Here is a 14,797-nt window from a genome sequence, read left to right on the forward strand (position 1 = left end):
GCCATCCGGCCGCTAGCGTCCTTTCCATGACCACGCATCCGCATCACCACGCATCCGCCGCGAACGCCCCCGAGCACCCCGCCCGTCTGCAGTGGGCCACGCTCGCCCCCGGCGTCTACAAGGCCATGGTCCGGCTGGACGCGGCCTCCCGTGAGGGACTCGACCCGGCCCTGCTCGAACTGGTGAAGATCCGCGCCTCGCAGCTCAACCGCTGCGCGTTCTGCCTGGACATGCACACGAAGGACGCCCTCGCGGCGGGCGAGTCCGTCGAGCGGATCGTCCAGCTGAGTGCCTGGGAGGAGTCGCAGCACTTCTACACGGAGAGGGAACTGGCCGCGATCCGGCTGACGGAGGCGGTGACCGTGCTGACCGACGGTTTCGTGCCGGACGAGGTCTACGCGCAGGCCGCCGGGCAGTTCGAGGAGGCGGAGCTCGCCCAGCTGATCGCCGCCATCGCCGTGATCAACGCCTGGAACCGGTTCGGCGTGACCGCCCGCCTGACCCCGGGTCACTACACGCCCGGCGACATCAAGCACTGACCGCCGGGTGGCGGGGGCCCGTGGCCGGGGTGACCGGGCGTGGGGTCCGTGCGGACGACGGAGGGCGCCCCCGGCAGCGACTGCTGCCGGGGGCGCCCTCCTACGGCTCGGGGTCCGGCCGGCGGCCGGTCCCCGCTCAGATCAGGCCGAGCTCGCGGACCGCGTCGCGCTCCTCGGTGAGCTCCTGCACGGACGCGTCGATGCGCGCACGCGAGAACGCGTTGATGTCCAGGCCCTGGACGATCTCGTAGGCGCCGTCCTTCGTGGTGACCGGGAAGGAGGAGATGATGCCCTCGGGCACGCCGTAGGAGCCGTCCGACGGGATGCCCATGGAGGTCCAGTCGCCCGCGGCGGTGCCGTTGACCCAGGTGTGCACGTGGTCGATGGCCGCGTTGGCGGCGGAGGCGGCCGAGGACGCGCCACGGGCCTCGATGATCGCGGCGCCGCGCTTGGCGACGGTCGGGATGAAGGTGTCGGCCAGCCACGCCTCGTCGTCGACGACCTCGGCGGCGTTCTTGCCGGCGATCTCCGCGTGGAAGATGTCCGGGTACTGGGTCGCCGAGTGGTTGCCCCAGATCGTCAGGCGCTTGATGTCGGAGACGGCGGCACCGGTCTTGGCGGCCAGCTGCGAGATCGCGCGGTTGTGGTCCAGCCGGGTCATCGCGGTGAAGCGCTCGGCCGGTACGTCCGGGGCGGCGGCCTGGGCGATCAGGGCGTTGGTGTTGGCGGGGTTGCCGACGACGAGGACCTTGATGTCGTCCGCCGCGTTGTCGTTGATGGCCTTGCCCTGCGGCTTGAAGATGCCGCCGTTGGCGGACAGCAGGTCGCCGCGCTCCATGCCCTTGGTGCGCGGGCGGGCGCCGACCAGGAGGGCCACGTTGGCGCCGGCGAAGCCGACGTTGGCGTCGTCCGTGATCTCGATGTTGCGCAGCAGCGGGAACGCGCAGTCGTCGAGCTCCATGGCGGTGCCCTCGGCGGCCTTCAGGCCCTGCGGGATCTCCAGGAGTCGCAGGTTGACCGGCACGTCCGGGCCGAGCAGGTGGCCGGAGGCGATGCGGAAGAGCAGCGCGTAGCCGATCTGACCGGCTGCGCCGGTGACGGTGACATTCACGGGAGTGCGGGTCATGGCGATCTCCGTTAGACAGCTGGCGGTGGGGGTCCCTGCCCCTGGTGCGGGACGTCTCTGAATCTTGATGTGAAGAGATATCCCGCGGTCAGGCTATCCGACCCTCGCCGCACGGACCGCCCGCCCCCCTGTGGGACGGCGCACAGCCGGTCCCCCGGGCGGCGGCGGCTCGCCCGGTCACTCCCCCGGTGCGGTGCAGCCGGCCGCTCCGGAGGTGAGGGTGGCGCACGCCCTGACCTCGGAGACCTTCCGGATCGCGAGCATCGGGGTGTACGCCTCGGCGTCGGCCTCCACCGCGCCCCGCCCCTCCGACGAGCCGGCGGTGATCCGCACCGCGTCGCCCGGGGACGCCCGGGTGATCCGGGCCCAGGCGGCGTGACAGGTCTCGCTGTAGCGGACCTCGACGAGGCTGCCGCCGACGGTCCTCCTCGCCACCGTGCCGGCCGACCGCCCGCACCCCATGGATTCCGGGTCCCGCCCGGTGCAGTCGGCACCCTCGCACCCGGCGCCCGCGGATGACCGGAGGGCACGGGCGCCGGGGTCCGCGGAGGGAGCCGCGGCGGCGGGGCCGGAGCCGGGGTCCCCGCCGGAGCGCTCCTGCTGACGGAGGAACAGCACGGCCCCGGCCGTCAGCAGGAGCGCGCCCACGACACACAGCAGGACCGGTGCCGCCCGTCGGCGGCCTTTCCCCGGGGGCCCGCCGTGCTCCGTACCGCTTCCGTCTCCCGCCGGTTCCTTACCGCTTCCGTCGCCCGCCGGTTCCGCTTCCGGTGCCGGAACCGGCCGTGTCCGCCGCGGAGTCGGCGGGCCCGCGTCCCGCCGGGCGGGTGCCGGTGCCGGGCGCTCCGGGCCGGCTGCCGCGGCCGCGGGGCTCTCGGCGTCCTCGGCGGGGGCGGCTCTCCGGCCGCCGGTGGTCCTGCGGCCGGCGGCCGCACGGCCCGGGCGCCTGCGCACCGCGGGGGCCGGGGCCACTCCCGCCGCACCGGGCGCCGCACGCGCCCGGGCGTTGCGGACGGTCTCCATCATCAGGTCGTGACGCGCCTCGGAGCGGCTCCACGCCTGCTCCACCGGCTCCCACATCGCCGTCAGCCGGTCCGGCGGGGTGCCCGTCGCCTCGGCCAGCGCGACGACCGCGCCCTCGGGGGCGAGCAGCCTGCCGTTGAGGTAGTGCTCCCACGACGTCCTGCTGTAGCCCGTGCGGTCGGCGACCGCGGCCAGGCTCAGTCCGCCGCCGTCCACCAGGCCGCGCAGGGTGGTGGTGAACTCCCGTAACTCCGGATCGATCTCCTCCGGCAGTGCCTTCCAGCGAGGCATGGTCTCCCCCAGTCGGTCCGACGGCCACGGCGCGCTCCGCGCCCCGGACACCAGGGGCCGCAGACCAGGCGCCACGGACCACGGGCCGCTCGAAAGGGTGCGCGGATCCAGAATGCCAGTTCCGGACAAAGGGGCGCAGGGTCTTTCGCAGGACCGCGCCCGGTGGTGAGCCCCGTCCCACGGGCGGGGCCACGGACCGTTGCCAGACGATCACACAGTGGCGGAATGGTCACTTCCGTGCCACAGCGGCCGGGCATCCCTTGAACCAGAGACCTCATGTCCATGACTCTTGATCCGGGACAGGGCGAGGCCGCTCACGTCGGCGCCCTGCGGCGCCGCGTGCGCAGGCGCCCCGTCCCGGTGTCCGTCCCTTCTCGGGGGAGGGGACGGACACCCGCGGCGCACAGGCCGGCAGGGGCCGGGGCGGGCCCGCCTCAGCGGATCGTGAAGTGGACCGCGTCCTGCAGGAAGGGCACCTGCAACCACGGCTTGGGCTGCGCCATCAGCGCGAGCAGCACGATCAGCGTGCCCATGACGCCGTACGTGACCAGGTCGGTGAACCGGGACCGCACGGCCAGCATGCCGACGGACGGGACCACCCAGCGCAGCACCGCCCCGGCGAGCAGCGCCGCGCCCATCAGCATCGTGCCGATCCTGAACGCCTGCGCGAAGGGGTCGGCACCGACGAGCAGCAGGCCGATCCCGGCGGTGCCGAGCACCGTGAGCAACGGCCACTGCCGGGCCGGAGCGGGGGCGTCCCCCGGCGCGGCCCGGCCGCCGCCCTCGGGGCGCGCGGTGTCGCTGGTCAGCGAGAAGCGACGCGAGGGCGCCCAGGTCGAACCACTGCCGGTCGCGCCCTCCGTACCCGTCTCCGCGTCCGTGTCCGCGCTCACGTCGGCACCGGGGTGCGCACCGGCCTCGGGGGAACCGTCCGTCTCGGGGCTCCCGTCGGCTTCGGTGCTCCCGTCCGTACCGGGGGCACCGCCCGCAGAGGCAGCACCATCAGCATCGGGGGCACCGCCCGCTCCTGCGCTTCCGCTCGCATCGGCCGTGACGGGCGCCCCGTGCTCCTCACGCACCACGGACTCCCCGCGTGCCTCGGGCCGCTCACGCACCGCGGACTCCCCACGCGCCTCGGGCCGTTCGGCAGTCCGGGACCCGTCGGTCGTCTTCACCGCGGCGGACGCGCCGGCCTCTCCGGCCGTCGCCGCACCGTCCGTCGCCGGGCCGTCCGTCTGCGGGCCGTCCGCGTGCCTGCCGTCCGCCGGACTCGTACCAGCACCCATGAACGCTCCTCGGTTCCGGGTCAGCCGGCGGATGCGGCGGAGGCCTCGGCGGCAGCGCGCTCGGCCGCCTCGACCACGTTGACGAGCAACTGGGCACGGGTCATGGGGCCGACGCCGCCCGGGTTCGGGGCGACCCATGCGGCCACCTCGGCCACACCGGGGTGGACGTCGCCGACGATCTTGCCGTTCTCGTCCCGGCTGACGCCGACGTCCAGCACGGCCGCGCCGGGCTTCACGTCCTCGGGCTTGATCAGGTGGGGCACACCGGCGGCGGCGACGATGATGTCCGCCTGCCGGAGGTGTGCGGAGAGGTCACGGGTGCCGGTGTGGCACTGGGTGACGGTCGCGTTCTCGGACTTGCGCGTCAGCAGCAGCGGGAGCGGCCGGCCGATGGTCACGCCCCGTCCGACGACGACGACATGGGCACCGTTGATCTCGACGCCGTGGCGGCGCAGCAGGGTGACCACGCCCTGGGGGGTGCACGGCAGCGGGCCGCTCTCGTTCAGCACGAGCTTGCCCAGACTCATCGGGTGCAGCCCGTCCGCGTCCTTCGCCGGGTCCATCAGCTCCAGGATGCGGTTGGTGTCGATCCCGTCGGGAAGGGGGAGCTGCACGATGTAACCCGTGCACTCGGGGTCGGCGTTGAGCTCCCGCACGACCTCCTCGATCTCCTCCTGGGTGGCGGTACCGGGGAGTTCACGCTGGATGGACCCCATGCCGACCTGGGCGCAGTCGCGGTGCTTGCCGTTCACGTACCAGCGGCTGCCCGGGTCGTCGCCGACGAGCAGGGTTCCGAGGCCGGGGGTGATGCCCTGTGCCTTGAGGGCCGCCACGCGGACGGTCAGATCGGACTTGATCGCAGCTGCGGTGGCCTTGCCATCGAGAATCTGGGCAGTCATGGGACCCATCCTCGCGGATGACCCCTCCCGGGTACCAATCCGGTCTGCCCGGTGGACACGAGATTGCACTTGCACAACGCATTGGGCAAAGAGCTGGACAAAATATGGATGTCACGACGACGATAAGTCCCGCATCACCGCGGACAGTGTCGGGGGGACCACCGTTCAGATCGCACTGCACACGTTTCCTCCGCCCGGGCCGCGTCGTCCCCGCACTTCAAACGGAGGAACCTCGCCATGAGCTTCGGCGACCCCAACAACCCCTACGGCCAGCAGCAGGGTGGACAGCCGGGCGGGCAGCCGGGCTACGGCTATCCACAGCAGGCCCCGCAGGGCGTGCCCCAGCAGGGTTACGGCTACCCGCAGGCACCGCCGGTCCCCGGCGGCGGCTACCCCGGTGGCCCCACCGAGATGCCCGGCGGGGTGAAGGCCGCCCGCGTCATGCTCTACGTCCTTGGCGGTTTCCAGGTCATCGGCGCAATCGTCATGGTCATCGGGGGCGCCTGGCTGAGCGACAAACTGACCGGTGCCGATTCGCCGTACGACTCGGCCGACGCCCAGAACGCGGCCAACATCAGCATGGGCGTGTTCGTCGTCGTCGGTATCCTGACCCTCGGGATCGCACTGTGGGCGATCCTGACCGCCGCCAAGTTCACCTCCGGCGGTAACGGAATCCGCATCTCGGCGATCGTGTACGGCTCCTTCGTCACGCTCTTCAGCGTCGTCAGCCTGCTGGGGGCGAATGTCTTCGCCCTCATCAGCATCGCACTGGGCATCATGATCATCGTCTTCTGCGCCAAGCAGGACGGCGCACAGTGGTTCCAGCGTCCGCGCTACTGACGCACCGCACCACGGTGCGCACTCCGTTCGCGGGGCACACGAAGGCCGTACATCCGCCCGACCGGCGGGTCTGCGGCCTTCAGCCGTTTCCGGGCGCCTTCGTGGTCCGCTCCATGACGACGAACGAGCCCGCCTCCCGGGTGATCCGGTAGCGCGCCTCCGGGTGGAGCTGCTCGGCGTACTTCACCGGGTCGTCGATCGGGCGCGACCAGCCGAAGTCCAGGTTGATCGCGACGACGTCGGGGGCGGTGCCGGGGGCGCCGCCGATCCAGTAGACGGTGCGGTCCGCGGTCAGGTGCGCCATCAGCGTGATGTCCGTCTCCACCCGGGCGCCGACCGGAATGGCGTCGAGCGCCTCTTCGGCCGCGTGGGTGCGCGCGTCCGCCCGGTACGTCTCCGGCCGCAGCAGGTCGCGGAGCGGCAGGTGCTGGGTGAGGGTGACGGCGATCGCCGTGGCCACCGGGACGGCGACGTTCGCGTAGGAGGCGAGCCAGGGCCGTCCCGATCCCTTGCTGCGGCGGACGCCGTCGGCCATGGCGAGGAAGACCACCGGCATGAGGATCGCGCTGTAGTGCCAGACCATGCCCCAGTGGTTGGAGTCCTGGGAGAGCAGCCGCCAGCCGAGCGTGGGCAGGACCAGCAGGATCAGGGGTGAGCGGAGCGCCATGAACGCCGTGATGCCGACCAGGAAGACCAGCATCTCCACCTTGACCGAGGAGTCCAGCACGCCCAGGACGGAGTCGAGCAGGGAGACCTCCTGCCCGCCGTTCTCCTCGATCTTCTTCCAGTAGTCGTACGTCCCCGCGCTGCTGGCCGCCGGTATGAGCACCAGCACCGTCAGTGCGAACGCGAAGACTCCGAAGGCGGCCAGCAGGAAGCCCTGGAGGCGCCGGCCGTACAGGGCCAGGAGTCCGCCCACGACGGCGACGGTGATGCCGAGGTCCTCCTTGACCAGGACCAGCGGCAGCGACCACAGGACGACGGCCCGCCACCGCCCCATGAGCAGGCCGCGGCAGACGAGCGCGACCAGCGGGACGGCGAGGGCGATCTCGTGGAAGTCGGCCTTGACCGCTTCCTGGAGCCCCCAGGACAGCCCGTACGCGACCATGGCGCACAGGCCGGAGCGTCCGCCCAGGAGCTGCTGGACGGTACGGCCGACGACGACGGCGGACGCGGCGAACAGCGCGGCCTGGGCGAACAGCAGGGCGGCGGCGGACGGCCAGATCCAGTAGAGCGGGACGAGGAGCGCCACCACGGGGCTGAAGTGGTCGCCGAGGATCAGGTATCCCGGGCCCTTGATGTCGACGACCGGGGCGTCCAACCCGGCGTAGGCGCGCAGCTCCTGCTCGAAGATCCCCAGGTCCCAGGAGGGCGACTGGAAGTGGCGGTACCGCAGGTAGGCGTAGAGGAAGTAGAGGGCGCACAGGAGGACGGCGGTGATCAGGTACGGGCGCGGCGGGGCCGGGTGCATCCGTCCGGCGGCCGGTTCCGGGGCCTGTTCGCCGGGCACGTCGGTATCGCTCTGGTTCAGGTCAAGCACGATGCCCCCGCAACGGAGTCCCTCACTGGATCACTGCCGGCCGGTCGCACCGGTCCCTCCCGCTCCGGCCCGGCAAGGCCATTCATTAGAACAGAGGGGCGAGCGGGCCCCGTACGCCGGGACGCACCGCAGGCCGCACCCCGGAGAGGGTGCGGCCTGCGGTGGTGGGACGGCCCGGAGGTCAGTGGAAGAAGTGGCGCGTGCCGGTGAAGTACATGGTCACGCCCGCCTTCTTCGCGGCCTCGACGACGAGCTCGTCGCGGACCGATCCGCCCGGCTGGACGACGGCCTTGATGCCGGCGGCGGTCAGGATCTCCAGACCGTCGGGGAAGGGGAAGAAGGCGTCGGACGCGGCGTAGGCGCCCCGGGCCCGCTCCTCGCCCGCCCGCTCGACGGCGAGCTTCGCGGAGTCGACGCGGTTGACCTGGCCCATGCCGACGCCGACCGAGGCGCCGTCCTTGGCGAGCAGGATCGCGTTGGACTTGACGGCGCGGCACGCCTTCCACGCGAAGGCGAGCTCCTCCAGCTCCTCGGCGGACAGCGCCTCGCCGGTCGCCAGGGTCCAGTGCGCCGGGTCGTCCCCGTCGGCCTGGAGCCGGTCGGTGACCTGGAGCAGCGCGCCGCCGTCGATCGGCTTCACCTCGAACGCCGCGGCGGGGGCCTCGGGGCAGCGCAGCACCCGGATGTTCTTCTTCCGGGCGAGCACCTCGACGGCGCCGTCCTCGTAGGCCGGGGCGACGATGACCTCGGTGAAGATCTCCGCGACCTGCTCGGCCAGCGCGACGGTCACCGGCCGGTTGACGGCGATGACGCCGCCGAACGCGGAGAGCGGGTCGCAGGCGTGGGCGTTGCGGTGCGCCGTGGCGACGTCGTCGGCGACGGCGATGCCGCACGGGTTGGCGTGCTTGATGATCGCGACGCACGGCTCGGCGTGGTCGTAGGCGGCGCGGCGCGCGGCGTCGGTGTCCGTGTAGTTGTTGTAGGACATCTCCTTGCCGTGCAGCTGCTCGGCCTCGGCGAGACCGCCCTCGCCCGAGGTGTAGAGCGCGGCGGGCTGGTGCGGGTTCTCGCCGTAGCGCAGGACGCTGGTGCGCGCGAAGGTGTCGCCGAGGAACTCGGGGAGGCCGGAGTCGCCTGAGGCCGCGTAGCCGTCGGCGAACCAGGAGGCGACGGCGACGTCGTACGCGGCGGTGTGCTGGAAGGCCTCGGCGGCGAGCCGCTTGCGGGCGGTCAGGTCGAAGCCGCCCGCGGCGACCGCGGCGAGGACGTCGGCGTAACGCTCCGGGCTGGTCACGACGGCTACGGACGGGTGGTTCTTGGCGGCGGCGCGGACCATCGACGGTCCGCCGATGTCGATCTGCTCCACGCACTCGTCGTCGGAGGCACCGGACGCGACGGTCGCCTTGAACGGGTACAGGTTGACGACCACCAGGTCGAAGGGCTCCACCCCGAGCTCGGCGAGCTGCTCACGGTGGGTGTCCAGGCGCAGGTCGGCGAGGATGCCCGCGTGCACGCGGGGGTGCAGCGTCTTGACGCGGCCGTCGAGGCACTCGGGGAAGCCGGTGAGCTCCTCGACCTTGGTGACCGGTACACCGGCGGCTGCGATCTTCCCGGCGGTGGAGCCGGTGGACACCAGCTCGACACCCGCCTCGTGCAGACCGCGGGCGAGGTCTTCGAGCCCCGTCTTGTCGTAGACACTGACCAGGGCGCGACGGATGGGCTTATTCACCGACATGACCGAGATGAACCTTTCGTCCCTCAATGCGATAGCCGTCACGGGCGAGCCGCCCCACGGCCTCGACGAGCAGCTTGCGCTCGACTTCCTTGATGCGTTCGTGGAGGGCGGCTTCGCCCTCCACCGTTTCCTCTTCGGTCACCTCGACCACGCCCTGCGCGATGATCGGACCGGTGTCGACGCCGTCGTCGACGAAGTGGACGGTGCACCCGGTGACCTTCACGCCGTACGCGAGCGCGTCGCGCACACCGTGGGCACCGGGAAAGCTGGGGAGCAGGGCGGGGTGGGTGTTGACGACCCGGCCGCCGAACTCGGCCAGGAAGTCCTTGCCCACGATCTTCATGAACCCCGCGGACACGACGAGGTCCGGGCGGTGCTCCGCCACGGCCGCGGTCAGGGCCGCGTCCCACGCCTCGCGGGTCGCGTACGCGCCGAGCCTGCACACGAAGGTGGGGAGCCCGGCGCGCTCGGCGCGTTCGATGCCGACGGTGCCGTTGCGGTCCGCGCCGACGGCGACGATCCGGGCGCCGTAGCCCTCGGGATCGTCACCGATCGCGTCGAGGAGCGCCTGGAGGTTCGTGCCTGAGCCGGAGACGAGCACGACCACGCGGGCCGGAGCGGCGGAGGAGGGCGGGGAGGCCACGGCGGGGCCCTTTCTCGCGTGGTGGAGCGGATACGCGATGTGCAGGAGGTGCGTTTGTATGGTCGTACGAAAGAAGCTCACCCCGCGATACGGGGAACTCTACGAACGGTCCGACCGTCAGCAACGATACCGGCACACCCGGCGGCCCCCACGGGACGGGGGCGTGGCCGGGAGGTAGCGTCAGGGGACAGGGAACCGCCCCCGGGCGGAAATGACGAGATGGGGAAGACGTTCACCACATGCCGGACCGCCTCCGCACCGCCCTTGGCCACCCGCTGCCCGAGCGGGCCTCCATGCTGATGCGGGAACGCCAGTCCTCATCACCGGACTCCTCCTCGGGCCCGGGCTCCCCGTCGGGACCGGAGCCCTCCCGGGGCCCGGACGCACCGGCGGGCTCCGCCTCCGGATCCTCTTCGTCCGGATCGCCGTCGTCCGGATCGCCTGCCGCGGGATCGTCCTCGCCGGGTCGGAGGGGTTCCTCCTCCGGGTCCTCGGACGACAATCCGTTCGCGGCGCCGCCCGAGGACCGGCCCGACCAGCCCTGGCAGCCCCGCCGCCCCTCCCGGGCGCAGGGACAGCACGGCGACGGCGGGAACGGCGACGGCGCCGAGGGGCACTCCGACGACCGCCCGGCCTGGGGCAGTCAGTGGAGCGACCAGCAGCCCGGCAGGCAGGGCGGCGGGTTCGGCGGCCGCCCCGGCGGCGCCGGCGGACAGGGCGGCGGACCCGAGGGCAGCCCCGGCGGTCTGCGCTGGGACCCGACCGATCCGGCCCAGCGGCGTGCGCGCTACGCGGTGCTCGGCGGCATGTGGGCGTTCTTCTTCGCCCTCTTCGACTTCCCCGAGATCGCGATGCTCCTGGGCGCGCTCGCCGTGTACTGGTCGATCAGCGCCCTGCGCGGCGGCCCGAAGAAGGCCCCGGACGGCGCCGCGGGCGACGCGGACCGCACGGCCGTCACCCCGGCCCAGGGCACTGCGCCCGGCACCCTCCCCCGGGGCGCGCAGAACAACGGCCGCCAGCAGACGACGGCGGCGGTCAGCGGCCTGGTGACGGCCGTGCTGGCCCTGGCCATCGTGGCCACCGGCTACACGGTCCAGCTGGTCTACCGCGACTACTACACCTGTGTGAACGACGCGCTCACCAAGTCCGGCGCCCTCGCCTGCAACGAGAAGCTGCCGGATCCGCTGGAGCCCTTCTTCGGCGTGAAGAAGTAGCACCTCCGGAGTGAACCTCCGCGCGCACGCGCCCGTTCACTCCGCAGCGTCCTCCCGGCCGGGTTCCGGGTGCCCCGGGGCACCCTCCCGGCCGGTGGGCTCCGCGGGCCCGGTGTCCTGGTCGGCGGGCTGCGCGGGCCGGGTGTCGTCCCGGCGGGTGGGCTTCTTCTGCTGCTGCTCCGGGTCCCGCTCCGGCTTCTGCTGCTGCTCCGGCTCCTGCCGCTCCCGGGTCTGCTCCGGGGCGGTCTTCCGTCCCTCGACGGGCTTCTGTCCCTCGACGGACTTCTGCGCCCCGAGGGGCGTCGTGGCCGGGGTGGGCGTCCGCGCCCCGTCCTGCGCCCGCGCACCGACCGGCTTCTGCGCCTGGTCCGGTGACTGTGTATCAGCGGGTGCCGGTGCATCGGCCGGCGTCCCCGGCCGCGTGCGCACGGAGAGGTCCGTCAGCGAAGCGCCCGACTTCTTGAGCGCCGCCCAGCGGGCCTCCCGCGCCCCGTCCTCGTGCCAGGGGTCGGCCGACAGGAAGTCGTACGGCTCCGCCTGCACATCCGTGTCATCCGGCTCCTTCTCGGCTCCGCGCTTCGCCCGCTTCCCTGATCTCCGCTTCGACTTCGGCTTCGGCTCGGGCTTCGGTGCGGACTCCTCCGTCTGCGCCGCCTCGCCCCCGGCCGCGGCCAGGCGCCATGCCCAGCGGTGTTCCCTGAGCCGCCAGGCCCTCAGCGACAGCGCCACCGGTACGCCGATCACGGCCGTCCAGGCAAGCGCGGCCGGGCCCACCAGCCACCACACGGGACCGAACTCCGTCAGCGCGCCGGTGCCCAGCGGACCACCCGACACAGCCGCCAGGACCGCCGTGCCGGTACCGCAGCCGACGGCGGCCAGCCCCGCCACCAGCGCGGTCCGCCTCTGACTCCACGTCTCCGTGCGCACCCCGCGCACCGGGACCGCGCCGAGCGCGACGAACCGGGCGACGACCAGGCCCGCCACCGCCGGCACGGCGGCGGCCGCCCAGTTCGCACCGGTCCCCGGGCCGTGCGACGGCACCGCGGCGAGTAGGGGGAAGTCCGGCAGCGCGGGCGGCCCGGTGAAGGCGAACGGGGTGGCGGTGGACGAGGTGCCCAGGGCGAACCCCGGTCCGAGGCCGTAGGCGGCCCCCCACACCGCCGCGTTCGGGACGAAGGCCATCGCCAGCAGGAGGACGGAGATCCGGCCCGCCCAGTCGCCCGACAGGCCGAGGAACGACTCCCTCGCCGCGCCCGAATGCCACACCAGCGCCACCGCGACCAGCAGCGCCCCGCCTCCCAGCAGCGTGAGCACCCCGGCGGCGGCCGAACGGAGGACCACTCCCGCTTCCGACCGCACCTGGGAGCGCGCCGCCGCCTCCTGCACCCGGAGCGGCGCCCAGACCAGCAGCGGGGTCAGCGGCCGGCCGCGTGCCGTCCACACGCCCGCGGCGGCAGCGGCCGCGACCACGGCGGTGGCGGGGAACGCGATCGACGCCCGGTCAGCGGCCAGCGCCCCGCCTCGCGCGTACTCCGCGGAAGCCAGCACCACCAGCAGATATCCGGCGCTCACCGCACAGAACGCCCCGACCGCCGAGTGCCCGCCGAGAGGCTTCCCCTCGGTCTCCGCCGAGTCCCGGGCGGCCCGGTACACGAGCCACACCGGCAGCGCGCCGAGCAGCAGCGGGACCGTGCCCACGGGCGCGGGGTGTCCGCCCATGGTGTCGGCTCTCACGAGTTCGGCGCCGTGCGCCAGCAACCAGACGCCGGCCGCCACATGGAGGGCGCCACCGGGTCCGCTGTCGGGGTACGGAGAACTGATCCACAGCAGCATGACCAGGACGGCCAGCGAGCCGAGGCCGAGCCCCGCCGCGAGGACTCCTCGCACGAAAGCGGAGGCCAGGGCGGCGGACCTGTTCCGCTCGGCCGACAACATCGGGCTGCGCTCGGTCACTTGGGTCACGCCGCCATGCTGCCAACGACACGCGCTTTTTCCGTGTAACGAGCGAATGGCCGCTGTGTCGCCCAATATATGCTTATGTACTTTTTCACCTGGTGGAGTGCTCTCGGAGACGGAGGCCGGGCATGACACGGAAGGCCGCCGGTCACGCCCCCGCTGCCCCGCTGCCCTCCCCCAAGGAGCGCCGCAGGCTGCGCGAGGCGAAGGAACTGAGTGAGCGACAGGTCGCATCGGCCGTGGGCGTCACACCCGCCACGGTCCGCGCCTGGGAGACGGGGCGCGCCAGCCCCCGGGGCCGCCGGCTCGCGGCCTACGCCCGACTGATCGGCTGCGCCGAACCCCCTGCCGCCCCGGACCACGCACCGGACCTCTCCGCCGACGCGCACGGACGCGGGAGCGGGAACGGGAGAGAGACCGGGAGCGGGAGCGGGAGCGAAAGCGGGAAACGTACGGCGTCCGCGGCGGGGACGGCCGCGCGGAAGGTGACCGCACAGGACGTGACCGCGGCAGCGGCACCCGCCGCCGAGGAGGAGCCGGCCGCGCGGGAGGCATCCGCCCCGGAGGAAACCCCACCCGGGGCGCCCGTACCGGACGCGTCGGGTGCCGTCGTACCGCAGCCGCGGGAGGGTCTCACCGCCGAGGAGGCGTACGACGCGCTGTACGGGCGTACCGCTCCGGGGCTCACCCGCCAGGTGTATCTGCTGACCGGCCATCGGAGGCTGACGCGGGAGGCCGTCGAGCACGCGTTCCGGATCGCCTGGCAGCGCTGGCCCGAGGTGGCCACGGACCGGGATCCGGCAGGCTGGGTGCGGGCGGTCGCGTACGAGTACGCGATGTCACCGTGGCACCGGCTGCGCCGTACGCACCGCCAGACCGATCCGCTGCCCGAGGACCCGGCCCACCGTGCGCTGCTCGGCGCGCTGCTCGGCCTGCCGCCTGCTTACCGCCGCACGCTCCTGCTGCACGACGGTGTGGGCCTGGGGCTCGCGGAGACGGCCGCGGAGACGGAGGCGAGCACCCCCGCGGCGGCGGGCAGGCTGCTGACCGCGCGGGCCGCCGTCGCCGAGCGGCTGCCCGCACCGGCGGACCCCGCCGGTCCCGGCGCCGGGACCGCGCAGCTCAGCGAACCGCTCGCTGCGCTCGCCCTCGCGGAGGACGTGCCCTCTCCACCGGCCGCCCCCGCGGTCCGCGCGGGCGGCGAACGCGTCGCGGAGCTCTGGACCCGTGCCGCACTCTGCTTCGGGGTGCTGCTCATCGGGGCGACCTCCTTCACGCTCCACACGGCGCCCACGCACTACGAGCAGCCGCTGGCGCCGGCCGAACGGGTCGGTGGTGTCCCCCCGCTGGGCGGACCCGAGAAGCTGACGCCCCAGGACCTGAAGCTGCAGAAGGCGCTGAAGGGGGAGTTCGCCCACGGCCCGGAGCGACTCGTTCCACGCGTTCCCTGACCGGATGCCACGGCCCCGACCAGGGCCGGAATACCGGGCGCCGGGTGTCCGGGATGCCGGGTGTCCGGGGTGCTGTAGCTGCCGGGTTTCCGGATCCCCGCCGCCCCACGTCGCGACTCCGGAACTCCGGAACTCCGGAACTCCGGAACTCCGGAACTCCGGAACTCCGGAACTCCGGAACTCCGGAACTCCGGAACTCCGGAACGGAAACGGCGCGGGCCCGCACCCCCACCGCCCGGGGGTGGGGGTTTGGT

12 protein-coding genes are annotated in these 14,797 nt (G+C 73.2%); 4 read left to right on the top strand and 8 right to left on the bottom strand.

What is annotated here, in order from left to right; translation table 11 throughout:
• The first annotated feature begins 26 nt into the window (after nucleotides 1–26).
• Complete coding sequence (locus tag ABZ172_RS28355; protein WP_356887908.1) at nucleotides 27–539, top strand: carboxymuconolactone decarboxylase family protein; 513 nt, start codon at nucleotides 27–29, stop codon at nucleotides 537–539.
• A gap of 136 nt (nucleotides 540–675) precedes the next feature.
• Here the strand turns inward: ABZ172_RS28355 and ABZ172_RS28360 are convergent, their stop codons facing one another.
• The 4 genes from ABZ172_RS28360 to ABZ172_RS28375 all read right to left on the bottom strand — a co-directional run bounded on the left by ABZ172_RS28360 (nucleotide 676) and on the right by ABZ172_RS28375 (nucleotide 5,164).
• Nucleotides 676–1,665, bottom strand: a complete 990-nt coding sequence (locus tag ABZ172_RS28360; RefSeq protein ID WP_356887910.1) for a malate dehydrogenase — start codon at nucleotides 1,663–1,665, stop codon at nucleotides 676–678.
• Nucleotides 1,666–1,842: 177 nt separating this feature from the next.
• Complete coding sequence (locus ABZ172_RS28365; RefSeq protein ID WP_356887912.1) at nucleotides 1,843–2,979, bottom strand: DUF2690 domain-containing protein; 1,137 nt, start codon at nucleotides 2,977–2,979, stop codon at nucleotides 1,843–1,845.
• A gap of 434 nt (nucleotides 2,980–3,413) precedes the next feature.
• Nucleotides 3,414–4,265: a DUF3017 domain-containing protein gene (locus tag ABZ172_RS28370; protein ID WP_356887914.1), complete on the bottom strand. Its 852-nt coding sequence runs from the start codon at nucleotides 4,263–4,265 to the stop codon at nucleotides 3,414–3,416.
• A 20-nt stretch (nucleotides 4,266–4,285) separates the two neighbouring features.
• Nucleotides 4,286–5,164 (bottom strand): bifunctional methylenetetrahydrofolate dehydrogenase/methenyltetrahydrofolate cyclohydrolase, encoded by an 879-nt coding sequence (locus ABZ172_RS28375; protein ID WP_356887916.1) that lies wholly within the window; start codon nucleotides 5,162–5,164, stop codon nucleotides 4,286–4,288.
• A 237-nt stretch (nucleotides 5,165–5,401) separates the two neighbouring features.
• Between ABZ172_RS28375 and ABZ172_RS28380 the strand changes: the two genes are divergently transcribed.
• On the top strand, nucleotides 5,402–6,004 hold the full coding sequence (locus ABZ172_RS28380) for a hypothetical protein (protein WP_356887918.1): 603 nt from the start codon (nucleotides 5,402–5,404) through the stop codon (nucleotides 6,002–6,004).
• A gap of 79 nt (nucleotides 6,005–6,083) precedes the next feature.
• Here the strand turns inward: ABZ172_RS28380 and ABZ172_RS28385 are convergent, their stop codons facing one another.
• From ABZ172_RS28385 to purN, 3 genes are all read right to left on the bottom strand, one after another.
• On the bottom strand, nucleotides 6,084–7,514 hold the full coding sequence (locus tag ABZ172_RS28385) for a DUF2079 domain-containing protein (protein WP_356887930.1): 1,431 nt from the start codon (nucleotides 7,512–7,514) through the stop codon (nucleotides 6,084–6,086).
• 211 nt (nucleotides 7,515–7,725) lie between these two features.
• Complete coding sequence (gene purH, locus ABZ172_RS28390; protein WP_356887920.1) at nucleotides 7,726–9,279, bottom strand: bifunctional phosphoribosylaminoimidazolecarboxamide formyltransferase/IMP cyclohydrolase; 1,554 nt, start codon at nucleotides 9,277–9,279, stop codon at nucleotides 7,726–7,728.
• Nucleotides 9,266–9,922, bottom strand: a complete 657-nt coding sequence (gene purN, locus ABZ172_RS28395) for a phosphoribosylglycinamide formyltransferase (protein ID WP_356887922.1) — start codon at nucleotides 9,920–9,922, stop codon at nucleotides 9,266–9,268. The genes purH and purN overlap by 14 nt, the downstream gene beginning before the upstream one ends.
• A 239-nt stretch (nucleotides 9,923–10,161) precedes the next feature.
• On the opposite strand from purN, the gene ABZ172_RS28400 reads away from it, so the two are divergent.
• The gene (locus tag ABZ172_RS28400; protein WP_356887924.1) at nucleotides 10,162–11,136 is read left to right on the top strand and encodes a hypothetical protein; all 975 of its coding nucleotides are present in this window, start codon (nucleotides 10,162–10,164) and stop codon (nucleotides 11,134–11,136) included.
• A gap of 36 nt (nucleotides 11,137–11,172) precedes the next feature.
• Here the strand turns inward: ABZ172_RS28400 and ABZ172_RS28405 are convergent, their stop codons facing one another.
• Nucleotides 11,173–13,089: a DUF6350 family protein gene (locus ABZ172_RS28405; RefSeq protein WP_356887932.1), complete on the bottom strand. Its 1,917-nt coding sequence runs from the start codon at nucleotides 13,087–13,089 to the stop codon at nucleotides 11,173–11,175.
• 131 nt (nucleotides 13,090–13,220) lie between these two features.
• Between ABZ172_RS28405 and ABZ172_RS28410 the strand changes: the two genes are divergently transcribed.
• On the top strand, nucleotides 13,221–14,543 hold the full coding sequence (locus tag ABZ172_RS28410) for a helix-turn-helix domain-containing protein (protein ID WP_356887926.1): 1,323 nt from the start codon (nucleotides 13,221–13,223) through the stop codon (nucleotides 14,541–14,543).
• The last annotated feature ends 254 nt before the right edge of the window (nucleotides 14,544–14,797 follow it).

Origin of the sequence: Streptomyces sp. NPDC006296, assembly GCF_040613235.1 — a bacterium.
In the GTDB taxonomy this organism is placed as follows: Bacteria; Actinomycetota; Actinomycetes; order Streptomycetales; family Streptomycetaceae; genus Streptomyces.

Excerpts from the sequence above, each read along its gene's own strand:
- ABZ172_RS28355 (WP_356887908.1), top strand. The coding sequence starts at position 27 with ATGACCACGCATCCGCATCACCACGCATCCGCCGCGAACGCCCCCGAG.
- ABZ172_RS28360 (WP_356887910.1), bottom strand. The coding sequence starts at position 1,665 with ATGACCCGCACTCCCGTGAATGTCACCGTCACCGGCGCAGCCGGTCAG.
- ABZ172_RS28365 (WP_356887912.1), bottom strand. The coding sequence starts at position 2,979 with ATGCCTCGCTGGAAGGCACTGCCGGAGGAGATCGATCCGGAGTTACGG.
- ABZ172_RS28370 (WP_356887914.1), bottom strand. The coding sequence starts at position 4,265 with ATGGGTGCTGGTACGAGTCCGGCGGACGGCAGGCACGCGGACGGCCCG.
- ABZ172_RS28375 (WP_356887916.1), bottom strand. The coding sequence starts at position 5,164 with ATGACTGCCCAGATTCTCGATGGCAAGGCCACCGCAGCTGCGATCAAG.
- ABZ172_RS28380 (WP_356887918.1), top strand. The coding sequence starts at position 5,402 with ATGAGCTTCGGCGACCCCAACAACCCCTACGGCCAGCAGCAGGGTGGA.
- purH (WP_356887920.1), bottom strand. The coding sequence starts at position 9,279 with ATGTCGGTGAATAAGCCCATCCGTCGCGCCCTGGTCAGTGTCTACGAC.
- ABZ172_RS28400 (WP_356887924.1), top strand. The coding sequence starts at position 10,162 with ATGCCGGACCGCCTCCGCACCGCCCTTGGCCACCCGCTGCCCGAGCGG.
- ABZ172_RS28410 (WP_356887926.1), top strand. The coding sequence starts at position 13,221 with ATGACACGGAAGGCCGCCGGTCACGCCCCCGCTGCCCCGCTGCCCTCC.